This is a genomic window from Parasulfitobacter algicola, from assembly GCF_013315265.1.
Taxonomy (GTDB): domain Bacteria; phylum Pseudomonadota; class Alphaproteobacteria; order Rhodobacterales; family Rhodobacteraceae; genus Parasulfitobacter; species Parasulfitobacter algicola.
On the sequence record NZ_JABUFE010000001.1, the window covers coordinates 124485 to 141784 of the forward strand.

General features: G+C 52.7%; 17 protein-coding genes. 15 read left to right on the forward strand and 2 right to left on the reverse strand.

Translation table 11 applies throughout. From position 1 onward, the window contains the following. The first annotated feature begins 12 nt into the window (after nt 1-12). The 7 genes from HRQ87_RS00610 (at nt 13) to urtE (ending at nt 7915) form a co-directional block, all read left to right on the forward strand. Nucleotides 13-786: a hypothetical protein gene (locus HRQ87_RS00610; protein WP_174134421.1), complete on the forward strand. Its 774-nt coding sequence runs from the start codon at nt 13-15 to the stop codon at nt 784-786. Nucleotides 787-818: 32 nt separating this feature from the next. After that, entirely contained in the window at nt 819-1631 is an 813-nt protein-coding gene (locus tag HRQ87_RS00615) for a hypothetical protein (protein ID WP_174134422.1), read from the forward strand. A gap of 376 nt (nt 1632-2007) precedes the next feature. Beyond that, a complete protein-coding gene (urtA, locus tag HRQ87_RS00620) occupies nt 2008-3240 on the forward strand; it encodes an urea ABC transporter substrate-binding protein (protein WP_174135324.1) in 1233 nt (410 codons plus the stop codon). A gap of 100 nt (nt 3241-3340) precedes the next feature. Beyond that, nucleotides 3341-5305 carry an urea ABC transporter permease subunit UrtB gene (gene urtB / locus HRQ87_RS00625; protein WP_425501488.1) on the forward strand — a complete coding sequence of 655 codons (1965 nt, stop codon included), beginning with the start codon at nt 3341-3343 and terminating at the stop codon, nt 5303-5305. Between the two features lie 4 nt (nt 5306-5309). Next, nucleotides 5310-6482, forward strand: coding sequence for an urea ABC transporter permease subunit UrtC (gene urtC, locus HRQ87_RS00630; RefSeq protein ID WP_174134423.1), 1173 nt, complete (start codon nt 5310-5312; stop codon nt 6480-6482). Next, nucleotides 6479-7219 carry an urea ABC transporter ATP-binding protein UrtD gene (urtD, locus tag HRQ87_RS00635; protein ID WP_174134424.1) on the forward strand — a complete coding sequence of 247 codons (741 nt, stop codon included), beginning with the start codon at nt 6479-6481 and terminating at the stop codon, nt 7217-7219. The genes urtC and urtD overlap by 4 nt, the downstream gene beginning before the upstream one ends. Beyond that, entirely contained in the window at nt 7220-7915 is a 696-nt protein-coding gene (gene urtE / locus HRQ87_RS00640; RefSeq protein WP_174134425.1) for an urea ABC transporter ATP-binding subunit UrtE, read from the forward strand. A 68-nt stretch (nt 7916-7983) separates the two neighbouring features. Here urtE and HRQ87_RS00645 read toward each other — a convergent pair whose 3' ends face one another. Continuing rightward, nucleotides 7984-8289: a hypothetical protein gene (locus HRQ87_RS00645; RefSeq protein WP_174134426.1), complete on the reverse strand. Its 306-nt coding sequence runs from the start codon at nt 8287-8289 to the stop codon at nt 7984-7986. 185 nt (nt 8290-8474) lie between these two features. Here HRQ87_RS00645 and HRQ87_RS00650 point away from each other — a divergent pair, with 185 nt between their 5' ends. The 8 genes from HRQ87_RS00650 (at nt 8475) to mnhG (ending at nt 15101) form a co-directional block, all read left to right on the forward strand. Continuing rightward, on the forward strand, nt 8475-9296 hold the full coding sequence (locus tag HRQ87_RS00650; RefSeq protein ID WP_174134427.1) for a 3-oxoadipate:acetyl-CoA acetyltransferase: 822 nt from the start codon (nt 8475-8477) through the stop codon (nt 9294-9296). A gap of 153 nt (nt 9297-9449) precedes the next feature. Then, entirely contained in the window at nt 9450-11723 is a 2274-nt protein-coding gene (locus tag HRQ87_RS00655; protein WP_174134428.1) for a putative monovalent cation/H+ antiporter subunit A, read from the forward strand. Continuing rightward, nucleotides 11720-12139, forward strand: a complete 420-nt coding sequence (locus tag HRQ87_RS00660) for a Na+/H+ antiporter subunit B (protein ID WP_174134429.1) — start codon at nt 11720-11722, stop codon at nt 12137-12139. The genes HRQ87_RS00655 and HRQ87_RS00660 overlap by 4 nt, the downstream gene beginning before the upstream one ends. Nucleotides 12140-12141: 2 nt before the next feature. Next, nucleotides 12142-12507, forward strand: coding sequence for a Na+/H+ antiporter subunit C (locus HRQ87_RS00665; protein ID WP_174134430.1), 366 nt, complete (start codon nt 12142-12144; stop codon nt 12505-12507). Beyond that, entirely contained in the window at nt 12504-14003 is a 1500-nt protein-coding gene (locus HRQ87_RS00670) for a Na+/H+ antiporter subunit D (RefSeq protein ID WP_174134431.1), read from the forward strand. The genes HRQ87_RS00665 and HRQ87_RS00670 overlap by 4 nt, the downstream gene beginning before the upstream one ends. Further along, nucleotides 14000-14479, forward strand: a complete 480-nt coding sequence (locus tag HRQ87_RS00675; protein WP_174134432.1) for a Na+/H+ antiporter subunit E — start codon at nt 14000-14002, stop codon at nt 14477-14479. Before HRQ87_RS00670 ends, HRQ87_RS00675 begins: the two co-directional genes overlap by 4 nt. Further along, nucleotides 14476-14796 carry an MrpF/PhaF family protein gene (locus tag HRQ87_RS00680; protein WP_174134433.1) on the forward strand — a complete coding sequence of 107 codons (321 nt, stop codon included), beginning with the start codon at nt 14476-14478 and terminating at the stop codon, nt 14794-14796. Before HRQ87_RS00675 ends, HRQ87_RS00680 begins: the two co-directional genes overlap by 4 nt. Beyond that, nucleotides 14793-15101 (forward strand): monovalent cation/H(+) antiporter subunit G, encoded by a 309-nt coding sequence (gene mnhG, locus HRQ87_RS00685; protein WP_174134434.1) that lies wholly within the window; start codon nt 14793-14795, stop codon nt 15099-15101. Before HRQ87_RS00680 ends, mnhG begins: the two co-directional genes overlap by 4 nt. Here the strand turns inward: mnhG and HRQ87_RS00690 are convergent. Further along, a complete protein-coding gene (locus tag HRQ87_RS00690; RefSeq protein WP_174134435.1) occupies nt 15089-17299 on the reverse strand; it encodes a hybrid sensor histidine kinase/response regulator in 2211 nt (736 codons plus the stop codon). The genes mnhG and HRQ87_RS00690 overlap by 13 nt on opposite strands. Between the last annotated feature and the right edge of the window lies 1 nt (nt 17300).

Consider the following 17300-nt stretch of genomic DNA (forward strand, 5'->3'; position numbering starts at 1 on the left):
AAAGTGGACGTTATGGAAAAAGAACCCCTTAAGCTGGGCAGCATTCTTGATACTTCGGGCCGTATTTTCTTTTCCAATATGCATTGGCTTTTTCTGTTTTCATTTGTCCCCGCCATCGTGATTATTTTGGCGCCTATTTTGACGCGTTTTATAACCTTTCATATTCTAACATTGGATTATTTTTTATCAACAAGCGGAACTGCAAATCCATCCACGATATCATGGATAACGGGTGTTTTTACATTTATAAGATTATTCGTAATCAATGTTTTGGCTAGCAGTATTGCCGCGGGATGCATCGCATGTTTGGTGCGTGGCATCTTGAAAAGTGAACCGGTTCGGCCACTTTGTTACTTCGCTAAAACATTTCGTCTTATTGTCCCGCTTTTCTTTGTCTGCTTCATCACAAATCTTGTCACCATCATAGGTCTTTTGGTAATCATTCCAGGTTTGATTTTTGCAGTCTGGTTTTTCGTTCTTATTCCGACATTGATGATAGAAGACAATCGGTATTTCTCGCCGAGTCGCAGCAAGGCGCTGGCCGCAGGCTATGGTTGGCCGATCTTGTGTCTTGTAGTGTTGAAGGGGGTCTTCGCAGTCATTTGCACATTTTTACCGACCTTTTTCTTTCCGCTCGATATTACTTGGATCGGTTGGATAATGTCAGCTGTGATATCAATGACATCAATGGTGTTTTTCAGTATTGCATCTGCCATTACCTATTTTAGGTTGATCGAGATAAAAGAAGGATATTCGACGCAAAATATTGCTGAGATTTTCAGTTGAGAACTTCAAGGTCGTAATAAGGAATTTAGACGATGTCAGACATTTACATTGAAAAAGAACCTTTTGGCGTAGGCGCGGTTTTAAGTGAAAGCTTTTCAATACTTTTCAGAAAATTCTTTCCGATCTTTGTGATTGGGTTTCTTTTATCCTGTATCTCGATGATGTCCCATTTTGTGATAGCAGGAAAAGAAATTGCCTTGGGATTGAACCCAGATCTGTCTGCGATTTACGGTGGCTATGCTATTCTTGCCTTCATCATACAACAGATCATGCTTAGCTATTGCATCGCGATTATTGTGCAGCTGGCGTATGATTTACGATCAAACACACCCCTGCGCTATACACATTACTCAAAGACTGCATTCAGATATCTGTTACCACTTACCATCTTATCCACCGTGGTCAGCCTTCTTGGTGGATTTGGCCTTGTTCTTTTAATTGTGCCAGGTATCTGGATATATGCCGTCTGGTCCGTGGTCACACCGGCCGTTATCATAGAAGGTAAAGGCTTTCAGGGGCTTGCAAGAAGTGCTGAGCTGACCGTCAGTTATCGCTGGCCGATCATTGGGCTTATCATGCTTGCGGGTCTTATTGTGATTATCTGTATGGCGCCTCTTGCGTATTTATCAACCTATCTGATTGGCCTGGACTTTTTCGCGATTGATGTTCTGCCCTCTGCGGCGTCTATATCGAATGCGGATATCATGCTTTATATCGCGATCAATAGTCTGGCCAATGCTTTAATGTACGGGTTCAGCGGTGTTGTCATTGCGATGATCTATATCAGACTGCGCGAGATCAAAGATGGCATTGCCACGAATAACGTGGCCGAAGTATTTAGCTGATATTCAGTCTTTTGGTTGGCGTGCGGGCGCAAAAGCAGCGCCCGTTTTTTCACCAGCCGCATGAATTTCTTGCAATTTCTTGAAAATAAACAGCCTTAAAAGTAGTCATCCGCAGAATTTCAGATCAAAATTAAAGCTAAGTTCCATAAGCGACTCGAAATAGACGCCATGACAGATTGCGTGCCACTTCCCCATTCGCAAGCCTAGGACGACCCAAAGAAACGGGCATCTGATCAACGTCAGATTTAAAAGCAATAGGAAGTTGTGGGGGAATGAAAATGTCATTGGAAGTAACGATGCATGAGATGCCCTCCGCACGGAGGTATCCATGAAAAAAATTACAAACACTATCGTCAGTGCATTTGCATTGGGCTGCATGACATTATCCGTCGCCGCACAGGAAGACACGATCAAAGTCGGTGTTTTGCATTCGCTGTCCGGTACGATGGCGATTTCAGAGACAACGCTGAAAGACACCATGTTGATGCTGATTGACCAGCAGAATGAAAAAGGTGGTGTCATGGGTAAACAGCTTGAAGCTGTTGTCGTCGACCCTGCCTCGGACTGGCCGCTTTTTGCAGAAAAAGCACGAGAATTGCTGACGGTGCATGAAGTTGACGTAATCTTTGGCAATTGGACATCTGTCAGCCGCAAATCCGTTCTGCCTGTGATCGAGGAACTCAACGGTCTGCTGTTCTATCCCGTTCAGTACGAAGGGGAAGAAAGTTCAAAGAATGTCTTTTATACCGGTGCGGCACCCAATCAGCAGGCGATCCCGGCTACGGATTATTTCCTGGAAGAACTGGGCGTTGAGAAATTTGCGCTGCTTGGCACGGACTATGTTTACCCAAGAACCACCAACAAAATTCTTGAGCAATATCTGAAGGATAACGGTATTCCGGCCGAAGATATCTTCGTCAACTATACGCCTTTCGGGCATTCGGACTGGTCCAAGATTGTCTCGGACGTTGTGGCCTTGGGTGCCGACGGTAAGAAGGTTGGCGTGATCAGCACGATCAATGGCGATGCGAATATCGGTTTTTATAAGGAACTGGCGGCGGCTGGTATCTCGGCCGATGATATCCCTGTTGTGGCGTTCTCGGTCGGTGAGGAAGAGCTTTCGGGCCTCGACACTACAAACCTGGTCGGTCACCTGGCCGCGTGGAACTACTTCCAATCCGCAGACTCGGAAGCCAACGAAGAATTCATCGCCGCATGGAAAGCCCGTATGGGCGAAGATCGCGTGACCAATGACCCGATGGAGGCGCATTATATCGGCTTCAACATGTGGGTGAATGCGGTTGAGGCTGCTGGCACAACCGACGTTGATGCGGTTCGTGAGGCCATGTATGGGCAAGAGTTCCCGAACCTGACCGGTGGTACTGCCATCATGCTGCCCAACCACCACTTGGCCAAGCCGGTTTTGATCGGTGAAATTCAAGACGATGGTCAGTTCGACATCATCAGCCAGACCGAGGAAGTGCCGGGCGACGCCTGGACAGATTTTCTGCCTGAGTCCGCTGTTCTAAAGGCTGATTGGCAAGAGCTTGGCTGCGGAATGTACAACACGCAGACCAATACCTGCGTCCAGCTTCAGTCGAACTATTAAGCTACCTGCGCAGCCCCGGACTTGATCCGGGGCCTCGTGGAACATGCAAGAGGTCCCGGATCATGTCCGGGACCCCCACACCAAACTCATCCGAGATATAATGAAAACCGCGCGTTTTTCTTTTCTTTTGGGCCTTAGCCTTTTGCTTATGGCGCTGCTTGTTCCGCAGCCCATACAGGCACAAACCATTCAGGACATTTTGCAAGAGCATGAAGAAATTATCGCCAAGGGATCGCGCCGCACTATTCAGCCCGCGATTGATGCCCTTCGTGACAGCGGCCTGCCTGAAGCGCAGCGTGTTATGGAGCTATGGCAGGACAAGGCGCTGTGGCAGCGCAAGGATGACAAGCAATTCTTTCTGACCGAACCGCTAGAAGGACGCACGTTGCAGCTGATCGATCTGATCAGTGGTCAGCCCGTTGGGACGGCGGAAAAATCTGATCTAAAGCAAATCAAGCCGAACTCAGGCGTACGCGGTCTGATCGGTGCGGCCCTTGTGCAGTTTCAGTTGATGGACCCCCATCCCTTGACACGGCGCGACAGCCTGATCGCCATTCAACGGGACCCAAAACCCACCCATCTGCCCGCACTGCGGGGTGCAATTGAGGGTGAAACGGACCCCGATTTGAAAGCTTTGAAAGAACGGTTGGAGCGTTTGCTGACCATCACCTATGGGGAAACCGACGCGGAACGGATCATTGCGATTGAAAGCTTTGCCGGCGATCTGGGTGTTGATGCGCGCGCAGCCCTGAACCCGATCCTGACCACCACACGCGTGGCGGTGACCGAAGCAAGCGACGTGAACATTGCGCGGCAGCTGACGCCTGGGCAGAATGACTTCACCGCAGATGACGCCTATGCATTACTTATTGCGGAAAACCTGGCCTATCCCGCGATCAGCAATGACGAAAAGCGGCTGGCATTGGTGGCAAATGTCGTCGATGGGCAAGTGGCCGGTTTCGCCGTTGAGACGCTAAATACTTATGAAGCCCGCGATCAGGCCTACTCTGCCCTTGCTGCCGAAGGGCTGGTTCCCGCAGATGTCACCCGCGCCGCACAACAAAAGGCGCTGCAACGGCACGAATTCTACGACGTCTACAACGAACCCTCGCAGGCCGTGACCGATGCCGCGCGTGGAACGCTTCAGGCCATCGAAACCCGCGTCGGACTGAACCAAACCGCCGATCTGGCGCTGGATGGGCTTAGCTTGGCGTCAATCTATTTTTTGGCCGCGATTGGTCTGGCGATCACCTTTGGGGTGATGGGCGTGATCAACATGGCCCATGGCGAATTCATCATGATGGGCGCTTATACGGGCTATGTCGTCCAGCTATTTATTCCCGACTATACCCTGTCGATCATCGCCGCCCTGCCACTGGCCTTTGCGATCACATTTGCTGCAGGCGTCGCGATGGAGCGGACGGTGATCCGCTGGCTCTACCACCGCCCACTTGAAACCTTACTGGCCACCTTCGGCATCTCAATCGCGCTGCAACAGCTGGCAAAAAACATCTTCGGCACCCAGGCCCGCCCCCTGACCGCACCGGGCTGGCTGGATGGCGCGTGGGTCATCAATGATGTTGTCTCAATCAGCTATATCCGTATTGCAATCTTTGTTCTGGCGCTGATCTTTTTTGCGCTTTTGCTGTTCATCCTGAAGCGTACCCGACTGGGGCTTGAGGTGCGCGCGGTGACACAAAACCCGAAGATGGCCGCGTCGATGGGGATCAATACAGACAAGATCAATATGCTGACCTTTGGCCTTGGATCAGGCATCGCAGGGATTGCGGGGGTTGCCATTGGACTGTTCGCACAGGTCACCGCGAACCTTGGGTCTGGCTACATCGTGCAAAGTTTCATGACTGTGGTCGTGGGCGGCGTTGGCAATATCTGGGGCACATTGGCGGGTGCCACGATGATCGGATCGCTGCAGAAGATTATTGAATTCTTCAATCCCTCAAACACGCTGGCCGCGCAGACCTATATGGTCATCTTCATTATTATCTTCATCCAGTTCCGCCCACGTGGCATCATCGCCCTGCGGGGCCGTGCGGCGGGGGATTAGGACCATGCAGCGCAGCTTTATCGCCCGTAACCCGTCGGTCCTGATCTTTCTGGGCATCCTCGCGGTTTTCACCCTGGGCGCCACGATCTTAAGCGAAGGGTTCGGTATCGGCCTTATATCCACCAGCATGATCAAGACCTTGGGCAAAACACTGTGCCTGTGCCTGATCGCCATCGCAATGGATTTGGTCTGGGGTTATTGCGGGATCCTGTCGCTTGGCCATTTCGCGTTCTTCGGGCTTGGCGGCTATATGATCGGCATGTGGCTGATGTATGCGCGCACCGAAAACATCATTCTGACCTCGCTTGCGCAGGCGCCCATTCCGCCGACGGACGACGAGATACGCAGCGCCATTGGCAATCAGATCTTCGGTGTTGTGGGCGGCAGTGACTTTCCGCTGATCTGGGCCTTTGCCGACAGCCTTACGATCCAGCTTGTGCTGGTTGTTCTGGTGCCCGGCCTGCTGGCGCTGGTTTTCGGCTGGCTGGCCTTCCGCAGCCGTGTGACGGGCGTTTACCTGTCGATCCTGACCCAGGCGATGACGCTGGCCCTATCGCTATACCTGTTCCAGAATGACAGTGGTCTGCGCGGCAACAACGGTCTGTCGGGGCTGCAGAATATCCCGGGGGCCAAGGGCGTACCGCAATCTGTCATATCAATCTGGTTCCTCTGGGCTTCAGCCATCGCGCTGGCCTTGGGATACATCCTGGCCGCATGGATGATGTCGGGCAAGTTCGGGTCCGTCATCCGCGGCATCCGCGATGACGAGGCGCGCGTACGCTTTCTGGGCTATTCGGTCGAAACCTATAAGCTGGTCATTTTCACCGTCACCGCCATTATCGCGGCCATCGCCGGGGCGCTTTACTACCCACAGGCGGGCATCATCAACCCGGCCGAGATCGCGCCCATCGCCTCGATCTACCTAGCCGTTTGGGTGGCGATTGGTGGACGCGGGCGCATCTATGGCGCGGTGATCGGGGCAGCGCTTGTGTCGCTGTTGTCGACCTGGTTCACCGGCGGGCAAGCGCCCTCGATCCCGCTTGGGTTTTACACGATCCACTGGGTCGACTGGTGGCAGGTATTGTTGGGTGTCACCTTCGTACTGGTCACGCTTTTCGCCCCCCAGGGCATCGGTGGTGCCATCGACCGCCTTGTCCGCAAAGGGACGCAATTATGAGAACACTTTTGGAAGTTTCGGGGGTGTCTGTGTCCTTTGACGGGTTCAAGGCGATCAACAACCTATCCTTTCAGATAGCCGAGGGCGAGTTGCGCGCTGTCATTGGGCCCAACGGCGCGGGCAAGACGACCTTTATGGACATCGTCACCGGCAAGACCCGCCCCGATGAGGGCTATGTCATCTGGGGTGAACGCAGCGTGAATCTGCTGAAAATGTCCGAAGCGCAGATCGCGCAAGCGGGCATCGGTCGCAAGTTCCAGCGACCAACGGTGTTTGAGGATCAAAGCGTCTTCGACAATCTGATCATGTCTTTGAAGAATGACCGGGGGCCGCTTGGCGTGCTGCTCTATCGGCGCAGCGCGCGGGATAACGAGCGGGTTCAAGAACTGGCCGAAGAGATCGGTCTGACCGATCATCTGCACCGCAAGGCGGGCGAGCTATCGCACGGACAAAAGCAATGGCTGGAAATCGGGATGCTTCTGGCACAGGAACCACGGCTTTTACTTGTGGATGAACCCGCCGCCGGAATGACTTTGGCCGAACGCGAACATACAACGAATTTGTTAAAACAGGCCGCCAAAACCCGCGCGGTGGTGGTGGTGGAACACGACATGGAGTTTGTGCGGCGGCTGGATTGCAAAGTGACCGTGTTACACGAAGGATCTGTTCTGGCCGAGGGCAGCCTGGATCATGTCACGCAAAATCAGGACGTCATTGACGTCTATCTGGGGCGATAAATGTTAAAGATCAACGACGTAACGCTGCACTACGGTCAAAGCCAGATCCTGAATGGTATCAGTCTGGACGCGCTGCAGGGCGAGGTAACCTGTCTGATGGGCACTAATGGTGTGGGCAAGACATCATTGCTGAAGGCTATCGCAGGCGTGCATCCCCGATCGGGCGGCACAGTTGAGCTTGACGGGGAAAATCTGGACGAGCTGCCCGCGCATGTTCTTGCCAAAAAAGGCATCGCCTATGTCCCGCAAGGACGCGAGATTTTTCCGCTGATGACGGTGAAAGAAAATCTGGAAACGGGTTTTGCCTGCCTGCTCCGGTCAGATCATCATATTCCCGACCACATTTATGATCTGTTTCCTGTCCTGAAGGAAATGACGAGCCGGCGCGGAGGAGACCTGTCGGGCGGGCAGCAACAGCAACTGGCGATCGCACGCGCCCTGATCACACGGCCAAAACTGCTGCTGTTGGACGAACCAACCGAAGGCATACAGCCCAACATCATCCAACAAATCGGCCGCGTCATTTCGCACCTGCGCGATCAGGGTGACATGGCAATCCTGCTGGTCGAACAATTCTTCGATTTTGCCCATGATCTGGCTGATCAGATCTATGTCCTGAAGCGCGGCGCAGTGGTTGTCAGCGGTCGCAAAGACAGCATTTCACGGGATGAACTGTTGGCGACATTGTCAGCATAGACACGGTCAAATGAATTGTTAGAAGAAAAAAATGCGACCCCAGACGTAATCTAAGGCCGTATTCGCCATTAATCCAAAGCCATTTCAAGATCTGAATGCATCAACTTGACGCTCGGCCCTTTAATGCATTTCAAAAAGAGCATCACAGCCTCGATTTTGCCAATTTTAGCTGCTGCATTTTTGACATCAACCATAGTTTTCCATTCAATATGTTCGATCCAAATGTTGTCATCAGTGCAAGACAAGCGCCAGGCAACAAAGCCGGGCTGCGCGATTGCAAAATCTGTTGAACAGCTCGCGGCCTTTAGAAAATCTTTCTTTGAAACACCGTCTTCTAACTGAAAAATCACAGTTTCAATTACATGCTTTTTCATCCGTACGCCTTTCGATTTGATGTATCAATGGCTTTAGCGAAGCCATACTGACATTGTCCCGTCAGGAGTGTTTGGACCTGTCAGCGCGGCCCATTGGTTGATCCGGTACTCTTGTCCGTCTGCACCCTTTACATGCCACGCCAAACGCAGGTTAAGTGTCATAGATATTCAACGGATAGCTTAATATGACCAAACCCTGTATTATCTGCATCGCAATCACCGGATCAGTTCCCCGCAAATCTGACAATCCTGCGGTGCCGATTACCATTGTCGAACAAGTGGAAAGCACCCATGCCGCGTTTGAGGCAGGAGCAGCGATCTGTCATGCACACGTGCGCAATGACGACGAAACGCCCAGTTCTGACCCCGAAAAATTTGCACGCCTGAAAGAGGGCATCGAAAAGCATTGCCCTGGCATGATTATTCAGTTTTCCACTGGCGGCAGATCAGGCGCCGGTAAAGAACGCGGCGGAATGCTGTCTTTGCGGCCCGATATGGCATCGCTGTCTGTGGGGTCGAATAATTTTCCCACACGGGTCTATGAAAACCCGCCCGATCTGGTTGATTGGCTGGCTGCTGAAATGCAAAAATACAGCGTGCGCCCTGAGATCGAATGCTTTGATCTATCACATATCCATCAGGCCAGAAAAATGTTTGATGACGGTCGACTGTCGCCGTCGCCTTATGTTCAATTCGTGATGGGCGTCAAAAATGCGATGCCTGCCGATAGGGATGTCTTTGATTACTATGTAAAAACCGTCAAGCGACTGCTGCCTGACAGTGAATGGTGCGCGGCTGGCATCGGACGACACCAAATTGAATTGAATGACTGGGCCATTGCAGCGGGCGGACACGCACGTACCGGGCTTGAGGATAACGTTCGGATGGATCGCGCCGCACTTGCCCCATCAAATGCGGCGTTGGTTCAAAAAACGGTAGAAATCTGTGCACAACACAACCGTCCTGTTGCAACACCCGCGCAGGCAAGGCAGATTTTAGGGCTATAACGCCAATTTTGGGGCTTGTGGTTGCATTCCTCTATTGCGCCCCCGGATTTGTGCCCTATTTGTGAAACACATCAAAGCCCTGGTCAAAAGCCGGGGCTTTTAAGAATGTCTGACCGCAAACATTTGCGATCAATGGAATAAACGGGGGACGGCATGGGACAGGCCACAACGGATGGCCCGGCGACGAATGGGATTTGGGGCTGGTTGCCCGTTCTCATCCCACTTGCGATCTTCGGTTGGTCTTTTTCGTTTCTCGGTCCCATTTCCAACGGCGAGGTATTGCGCTTCAGCTCTGACTGGGTGCCAAGCCTTGGCATTTCGCTATCATTTTTGGTCGACGGGCTTAGCCTGACATTCACCCTGTTGATCAGCGGCATCGGTGCGCTGGTTTTGCTGTATTCCAACACATATCTGGCCGGGCATCCGCAATACGGACGGTTTTCGCTGTATCTGGTATCCTTTATGCTGGCGATGCTGGGCCTGGTGCTGTCGGATAATCTGATATCGCTGTTTGTATTTTGGGAACTGACCACGATCACATCCTATCTGCTGATCGGCTTTGACAATGAATCCGCCAAATCCCGCAGATCCGCTTTGCAGGCGCTGTTGCTAACGGGTGCAGGTGCTTTGGCCTTACTGGCTGGCCTGATCCTGTTGGGCGTCACCGCCGGAACGTTTGAGATTTCCGTGATCTTGGCCAAAGGTGACGAAATCCGTGCCCATGCGCTGTATCTGCCGATCCTGATCCTGATCCTGGCAGGCGCGTTCACCAAATCGGCGCAGGTTCCGTTTCACTTCTGGCTGCCCAACGCGATGGCAGCCCCCACGCCGGTCAGTGCGTTCCTGCATTCGGCCACGATGGTCAAGGCGGGCGTCTATCTGATGGCACGGATGCATCCAGCATTCTCGGGCACCGAGGTCTGGATGTGGACGCTGACGATTTTTGGGGCAACCACGGCCGTTTTTGCGTCTTTCCTGGCGTTGCGCCAGAATGACCTGAAACAGGCCTTGGCCTATACCACGCTGATGGCGCTTGGAACACTAACTATGTTTTTGGGGTCTGATACGGGCTATGCGATCACGGCCTTTATCACATTCCTGATCGTCCATTCGCTTTACAAGGCCGCGTTGTTCCTGATCGTCGGTTGTATCGATCATGAAACCGGCACACGTCGGGCGGATATTTTGGGCGGATTAGGGCGCGCCATGCCCATCACCGCCGCTGCCGCTGCCCTGTCGGCAATGTCGATGGCAGGATTTCCGCCCTTTCTGGGCTTTATCGGCAAAGAACTGAAATACGCTGGGGCCATCGCTGTTACGTCAGAGCCGTTTTTTGTTGCAGGTGCTGCCCTTTTGGCCAATTCCCTGATGTTGGCAGTGGCTGGTGTCGTCGCATTCAAGCCATTCTGGCGCACAACCGGCGAACCGCTGCCCAAAACCCCGCACGAGGCCCCATGGCCCATGCTGGCAGGCCCGGTCATCTTGGCCGCTTTGGGCGCCGTTCTGGGCATTGCACCGGGGCTGATCCAAAACACGCTAATCACGCCGACGGTCGATGCAATGTTAGGTGCACCACCGACCGAGGCGAAAGAATTGAAGTTATGGGCGGGCGTGAATATTCCGCTTTTCTTAAGTATTGCGACATTTGTCCTTGGATTGGCGCTTTATGCAGTACATCCCACTTTACGCAATATTCTGGCCCGTCTGGATGATATGACCCCCAGTTTTGACCGCGGATGGGATCGCATTCTGGATGGCCTGAAAGCCTTGGCAGGATGGCAAACACGCCTGATCCAATCGGGTGTGCTGCGCCGCTATATGTTTATAATCTTTGCGACATTCGTGGCCGTGATTGGGGCGACACTGTATTTGCGTACCGATCTGCCCACATCGTTTGAAATCGAACCGCTGGCCGCGAAACAATGGGCTGTGATCATCCTGATGATTGCTGGTACATTGGTTACTGTTGCAACCCGTTCCCGGATCACAGCCATTGCGTCGCTTGGCGTGGTTGGCATCACGGTTGCGCTGGTTTTCATCATGTATGGTGCACCAGACGTGGCGATCACCCAACTGTTGGTTGAAACCCTGATCGTTGTATTGGTTGCCGTTGCCATGCTGCGGTTGCCCTTTTTAGACAGGCGCGGCGAAAGTGATCATCGCCCCCTCGATGCGCTTTTGGCGATCGGGGTTGGTACGGTCACAACTATCACCATGCTGTTGGTTCTGGAACAACCGCTTGATCTACGACTGACGGAATACTTCGAAGCCACAAGTTGGCCCGAGGCATTTGGGCGCAATATCGTCAACGTCATTCTGGTTGATTTCCGCGCGTTGGACACATTTGGCGAAATCGCCGTAGTGGTGATCGCTGCCCTGTCAGCATATGCCTTGCTGCGCACCACCGCAAAGGAGGCCGGCAAATGAATTCCCTGATCCTGCGCGTGGCAACACGGTATCTGGCCGGTATTTTGCTGATATTTTCGGTCTATATGCTGCTGCGCGGTCACAATGAACCGGGTGGCGGCTTTATCGGCGGCTTGGTTGGTGCCACCGGTTTCGTCCTTTATGCATTGGCGTGCGGCACCTCCATGGCCCGCGAAGCTTTGCGTATACAGCCGCAGACACTTGCGATGATCGGTTTAGGCATTGCCTTGGTGGCGGGTCTATTTTCAATCGTGTTCAGTGACGCGCTGTTCACGGGTCAATGGTTGTTTATCGGTGCAACGGACGACGACAAAGGCTATCCTCTATCGACCATTCTGGTCTTTGATATCGGGGTTTATCTGGTGGTTTTGGGCAGCATTCTGACCATTGTTTTCGCCATGGAAGAGGAGATCTGAGGGTGGAAATACTTCTGTCCATCACAGTTGGTATTTTGGTTGCGGCCGCCGTTTACCTGATGCTGGCGCGCAATGTGTTGCGATTTATCTTTGGACTGATCCTGATTTCCAATGCAGCAAACCTTGTGATCTTTACATCCGGCCGTCTGACACTGGGCGCGCCGCCATTGATCGCAGATGGCGCATTAGCTCCTCCTGAAGGTGTGGCAAACGCATTGCCGCAAGCCTTAGTGTTAACGGCCATCGTGATCGGTTTTGGGCTTTTCGCCTTTGCATTGGTCCTGATTTTCCGCGCCTATACGACATTGGGTACCCTTTATTCGGATGATATGCGCATCGCCGAACCCCGGTCGGAGGACGCCGGGTGAGCTGGTATCTGTCCCTTCCCATTGCGATCCCATTCCTGACGGCCATTTTCGCATTTCTTCTGCGGGCCAGCCCATATGGCCGCTGGATTAGTGTTGTTGGATCTGTTGCATCGCTGATCTTTAGCATCATGCTAATGTCAATCGTCCTGCGCGAAGGCGTAATCGCAGGGCAGATGGGCAATTGGCCCGCGCCTTTTGGCATCACACTGGTCGCTGACTTATTAAGCGCGGTCATGGTTTTGATCACTGCCATCACCGGACTGGCTGTCGCGATCTATTCCATGGGCGAAGTCACAAAACGGATGGAACAATTGGGCTATCACGCCCTGTTTCAAGTTCTGATTGCAGGTGTGACAGGGTCTTTCCTGACAGGCGATCTGTTCAACCTTTATGTCTGGTTTGAGGTCATGCTGATCTCGTCCTTTGGGCTTCTGATCCTTGGGGGTCGCAAAGAGCAGATCGACGGCGGTATCAAATATGTGACGCTGAACCTGATATCGACCATCTTATTTTTGTCAGGCATCGGACTGTTGTACGGCATCACCGGCACGCTGAACCTGGCCGATCTTAGTCTGGCTGTGGAAGATGTCGAAAACCAGGGGCTTTTGACCGTCATCGCCGTGATGTTCATGATTGCATTTGGTGTCAAGGCCGCGGTCTTTCCGCTGTTTTTCTGGCTGCCTGCGGCATATCACACACCGGCATTTTCGGTGTCGGCTGTGTTTGCAGGCCTGCTGACCAAGGTCGGTGTCTATGCACTTATCCGGATGTTCACGCTGGTCTTTGATCATGACATCGGCTTTACGCATACGATCTTGTTGTGGGTGGCTGGGTTGACCATGGTCACAGGCGTTCTGGGGGCAGCCGCACAAAGCGATTTCCGCAAGATCCTGTCGTTCCACATCATCAGCCAGATCGGATATATGATCCTTGGTTTGGCCCTTTTCACGCCACTGGCCTTGATGGGTGCGGTCTTTTATCTGGTCCATCACATCGTGGTAAAAGCCAACCTGTTCCTGATCGCAGGCGTGGCCGAAAAGATCGCTGGATCAACCGAATTGGCCAAGATCGGCGGGCTTTACAAATCGGCACCACTACTGGCAATTTTGTTCCTGATCCCTGCGTTTTCACTGGCAGGCTTCCCGCCATTATCCGGCTTTTGGGCAAAATACATCCTTGTATCGGCATCCCTTGAAGTCGAAGGCTGGATTATTGCGGGCGTTGCATTGGCAGTTGGTCTGCTGACGATCTATTCGATGACCAAAATCTGGGGGCAGGCGTTCTGGCCCGCGCATCCAGACGGGATCCAGCCAAAGCTGTCACATTTGCCGATGTTCACACGCCTGTGCTATCTTATTCCCATTGCGGGACTGGCCACATTGACCATCATCATCGGCTTTTTCCCCGAACCTTTCGTGCAGTTTGCCGAACGGTCGGCTGCACAACTTTTAGACCCGACAGCCTATGTCACAGCAGTTCTGGGGGAAACGCAATGAATCTTCTTGGTCTGAACACGGTGCTTGCTTTCACTTGGGCTTTTTTGACCGGAAGCCTGACCATTGCATCGCTGGCTGTCGGTTTTGCGATGGGCTACGTGACGCTTTGGCTTTTGCAACCACTTTTGGGCGGGCCAAACCCCTATTTCAAAAAGGTATATTACTGGCTGCGCCTTTTGGTCATGTTCCATTATGAACTGCTTGTTTCCAGCTTGGCCGTCGTTTGGGATGTGATCACGCCCACGCAACTTAGCCAACCGGGTTTGGTGCATATGCCACTGGACGTGAAAACCGATGCAGGCATTTTTCTGGTGACAAATCTGATTTCACTAACGCCCGGCACACTAAGCCTGGATGTCAGCGACGACAGGAAAACATTGATCGTGCATGCCATGTTCACAGATGACCCCGAAGAGGTATGCCGCACTTTGAAAAACGGTATGGAACGGTGGGTCAGAGAGGCGGTCGAACTATGACAGCGCAAGAGTTCATGATGCTGGCGATCAATATTTCATTCGGCATGCTGATCGTGGCGTCGGTTTTCGGATTTATCCGCTTGGTCAAGGGGCCCAGCATGCCGGATCGTGTCGTAGCCCTTGATATGATGACCGTACTGATCGTGGCATTCTGCGGGTTGTTTTCCATCATCGCAGAAGATCGCGCCTTTCTGGATGTAGCAATTGTTCTGGCCTTGGTTGGTTTTCTGGCAACTGTTGCATTGGCCCGCTTTGCCGAAAGGCGCACAGCGCGCCGCGATCATGTCGAATTGGAAGATATTGAGGACATCGAATGATAGAAGTTCTGATCGGCTGTCTGGCCCTTGTCGGGGCTTTCTTTGCCTTTATCGCGGCCTTGGGCATCTTGCGTTTGCCCGATGTTTTGGTTCGCATGCATGCGTCAACAAAGGCAGGCACATTGGCGTGCGGGCTGATCATGGCCGGTGCAGCGCTGTTCTTTGCGGACGCCACAGTAACATTTCGGGTGATTGCGATTGTGTTATTCTTGCTGCTGACAGCCCCGGTGGCCGCCCATATGATTGGTCGTGCGGCCGTCAGAACAGGTGTCAAACTGCGCAATATTCACAATCAACCTGACTGACTGCGCGCAGCGTTTTCCAGAAAATTGCGCAGATCACTAGGGTCAATTGGTTTGCTCAACAGCTTCAAGCCTGATTTCGCACACAACTGACGCAGGGCGGCGGTTCGATTGGCCGATATAATCCGCGTTGGAATAGTGCCATAACGGGCGTGCATAAGCTGATAAAGCGCAACACCGTCCATATCATCAGTTAACTGATAATCCAAAATCAGCGCATCCGGTTTTAGCTGAATTTCCTCAAGCAGGGTCAGGGCCGTTGGCCCGTCACGCACGTCCAGAACACTGACGTTCCATTTTTCCAACAAAAGACTCATCGCGCGACTTAGTTCGGGATCGTTTTCGACCAAAAGCACAATCAACCCTGCATCCTCCAAAGCGCTCGCCCGCGGTTTTTCGGAAAGATCGGTCTGTGAATTATTTTTAGAATGCGTCATTGAAAGGTTTACGAAAAAGCCCGTGCCACGACCCAATTCCGACCAAAGACCCAGCGGATGGCCCAATCGACTGCACGCCCGTTCGACAATCGCCAATCCCAGACCCATGCCTTCGCTGGCGCTGGCGCGTGCATCCAGACGTTTGAATTCCTCAAAGATAACATCTTGATCCTTTTCAGCGATACCGCATCCGGTGTCCCAAACCTCAAGTCGGGCAGACCCGCCATTGCGTCTGACGCCCACCAGAACCTTGCCTGTTTCGGTATAGCGAATAGCATTGCTGACCAGGTTTTGCACAATACGGCGCAGGAACGACGCATCGCTTTTCACCGTGATATCTGTGTGCACAAACCGCAGATCAAGACCTTTTTGCGCGGCCATCGGTTCCAGTTCGTTTTTCAACGGCATCAGAATATCGCTTAGGGCGACAGCACCAATATCAAAGCTTGCGTGTCCTGCCTCAAGTTTGGAAATATCAAGCAACGCATCTATGATCTGTTCGATGCTGCAAAGTGCACTTTCGGCCTTGGCGATAGTACTTAGATCGCTTTCACTGCGACTGGATGCGGTCAGCGACGAAACAAATAGCTTGGCTGCAGATAAAGGCTGCAACAGATCATGACTGGCCGCAGCGACAAACCTGGATTTTGATGCATTGGCCCGTTCCGCCGCAGACAACGCATCTTCCAGTTCCAGCGTGCGTTCCATCACGCGCTGTTCCAGCAGTTCGTTGACCTCAAACAGCGCACGGGCCGCTTCACGTTCGGCCGTCACATCCGTAAAACTGATCACAAAGCCCTGATCCGGCATTTCCTGCGCGAAAACATCCAGGATCACGTTTGTGCTGCGATTCACCTGAAACGAAATCGGGTATCGACCCGATTTCCGATTAACCCATGTCAGCAGTTTTTCAGGGCCAAATCCTGCCTCAAAGGTAATATCTTCCTTTAACTGCGCCAACAGCATTTCAAACTGCGCGCCCAACCGAAAACGCGCCAATGGTACAGGTAGCAGATCGCCAAGCTTTGAATTCCAACCGACCATCTGTGCATCACTGTCAAAGATACACACCCCTTGATTCAGGTGATCCAGTGTGGCGCGGATCATACGCGATTGCTTGTCGCGCAGCTTGTTACGTTCTTCGCGTTCCAGCCGCATAATGTCGGTCACATCGGTTTGCAGAATAACCGTGCCGCCATTATTCGTACGATGTTCACTGATCTGCAGCCACCTGTCCCAGATCAGCCGTACATTGAACATCACGCGGTTGTCCTGGTGCCGCTTCATGCGTCGGTTGGCCCAGTCTTGGGGTGTTTCATTGTCGGGCAAGGCCAGATATCGGCTTTCGCTGACCAGCGTCACATAATCATCAAATGGCAGACCCGAATGCAACTTTTCAGCTATATCGTGCATATGCTGGCAAAAACGGCTGTTTGACAAAATCAGCAGATCATCTGGCCCAAACAGCGCAAAGCCTTCGTTGACGGTTTCAATTGCGTCGGTCAGGTTTGATCTGGCGGCCTCGGCCTCGGCCATGGCTTCGGCCAGTCGGGCGTTGGAATCGTGCAGCAGATCCAGTGTACGTTCCAGATCCAACGTGCGCTGCCGTACCTGATCTTCCAATAATGCGGCGCGTTCAAACTGAGCATAGGCGACACCGCTGTCGTCAGTGTTCTGTTCAACGCGACGCATCAAAGCAGATGCAATCTGCATCAACTTTTCATTTTGCCGTTCAAGGCTGTCAGATGGGTTTACAATCGACATA

Coding starts and splice junctions, on each gene's coding strand:
- HRQ87_RS00610 (WP_174134421.1), top strand. CDS start 13: ATGGAAAAAGAACCCCTTAAGCTGGGCAGCATTCTTGATACTTCGGGC.
- HRQ87_RS00615 (WP_174134422.1), top strand. CDS start 819: ATGTCAGACATTTACATTGAAAAAGAACCTTTTGGCGTAGGCGCGGTT.
- urtA (WP_174135324.1), top strand. CDS start 2,008: ATGACATTATCCGTCGCCGCACAGGAAGACACGATCAAAGTCGGTGTT.
- urtB (WP_425501488.1), top strand. CDS start 3,341: ATGAAAACCGCGCGTTTTTCTTTTCTTTTGGGCCTTAGCCTTTTGCTT.
- urtC (WP_174134423.1), top strand. CDS start 5,310: ATGCAGCGCAGCTTTATCGCCCGTAACCCGTCGGTCCTGATCTTTCTG.
- urtD (WP_174134424.1), top strand. CDS start 6,479: ATGAGAACACTTTTGGAAGTTTCGGGGGTGTCTGTGTCCTTTGACGGG.
- urtE (WP_174134425.1), top strand. CDS start 7,220: ATGTTAAAGATCAACGACGTAACGCTGCACTACGGTCAAAGCCAGATC.
- HRQ87_RS00645 (WP_174134426.1), bottom strand. CDS start 8,289: ATGAAAAAGCATGTAATTGAAACTGTGATTTTTCAGTTAGAAGACGGT.
- HRQ87_RS00650 (WP_174134427.1), top strand. CDS start 8,475: ATGACCAAACCCTGTATTATCTGCATCGCAATCACCGGATCAGTTCCC.
- HRQ87_RS00655 (WP_174134428.1), top strand. CDS start 9,450: ATGGGACAGGCCACAACGGATGGCCCGGCGACGAATGGGATTTGGGGC.
- HRQ87_RS00660 (WP_174134429.1), top strand. CDS start 11,720: ATGAATTCCCTGATCCTGCGCGTGGCAACACGGTATCTGGCCGGTATT.
- HRQ87_RS00675 (WP_174134432.1), top strand. CDS start 14,000: ATGAATCTTCTTGGTCTGAACACGGTGCTTGCTTTCACTTGGGCTTTT.
- HRQ87_RS00680 (WP_174134433.1), top strand. CDS start 14,476: ATGACAGCGCAAGAGTTCATGATGCTGGCGATCAATATTTCATTCGGC.
- mnhG (WP_174134434.1), top strand. CDS start 14,793: ATGATAGAAGTTCTGATCGGCTGTCTGGCCCTTGTCGGGGCTTTCTTT.
- HRQ87_RS00690 (WP_174134435.1), bottom strand. CDS start 17,299: ATGTCGATTGTAAACCCATCTGACAGCCTTGAACGGCAAAATGAAAAG.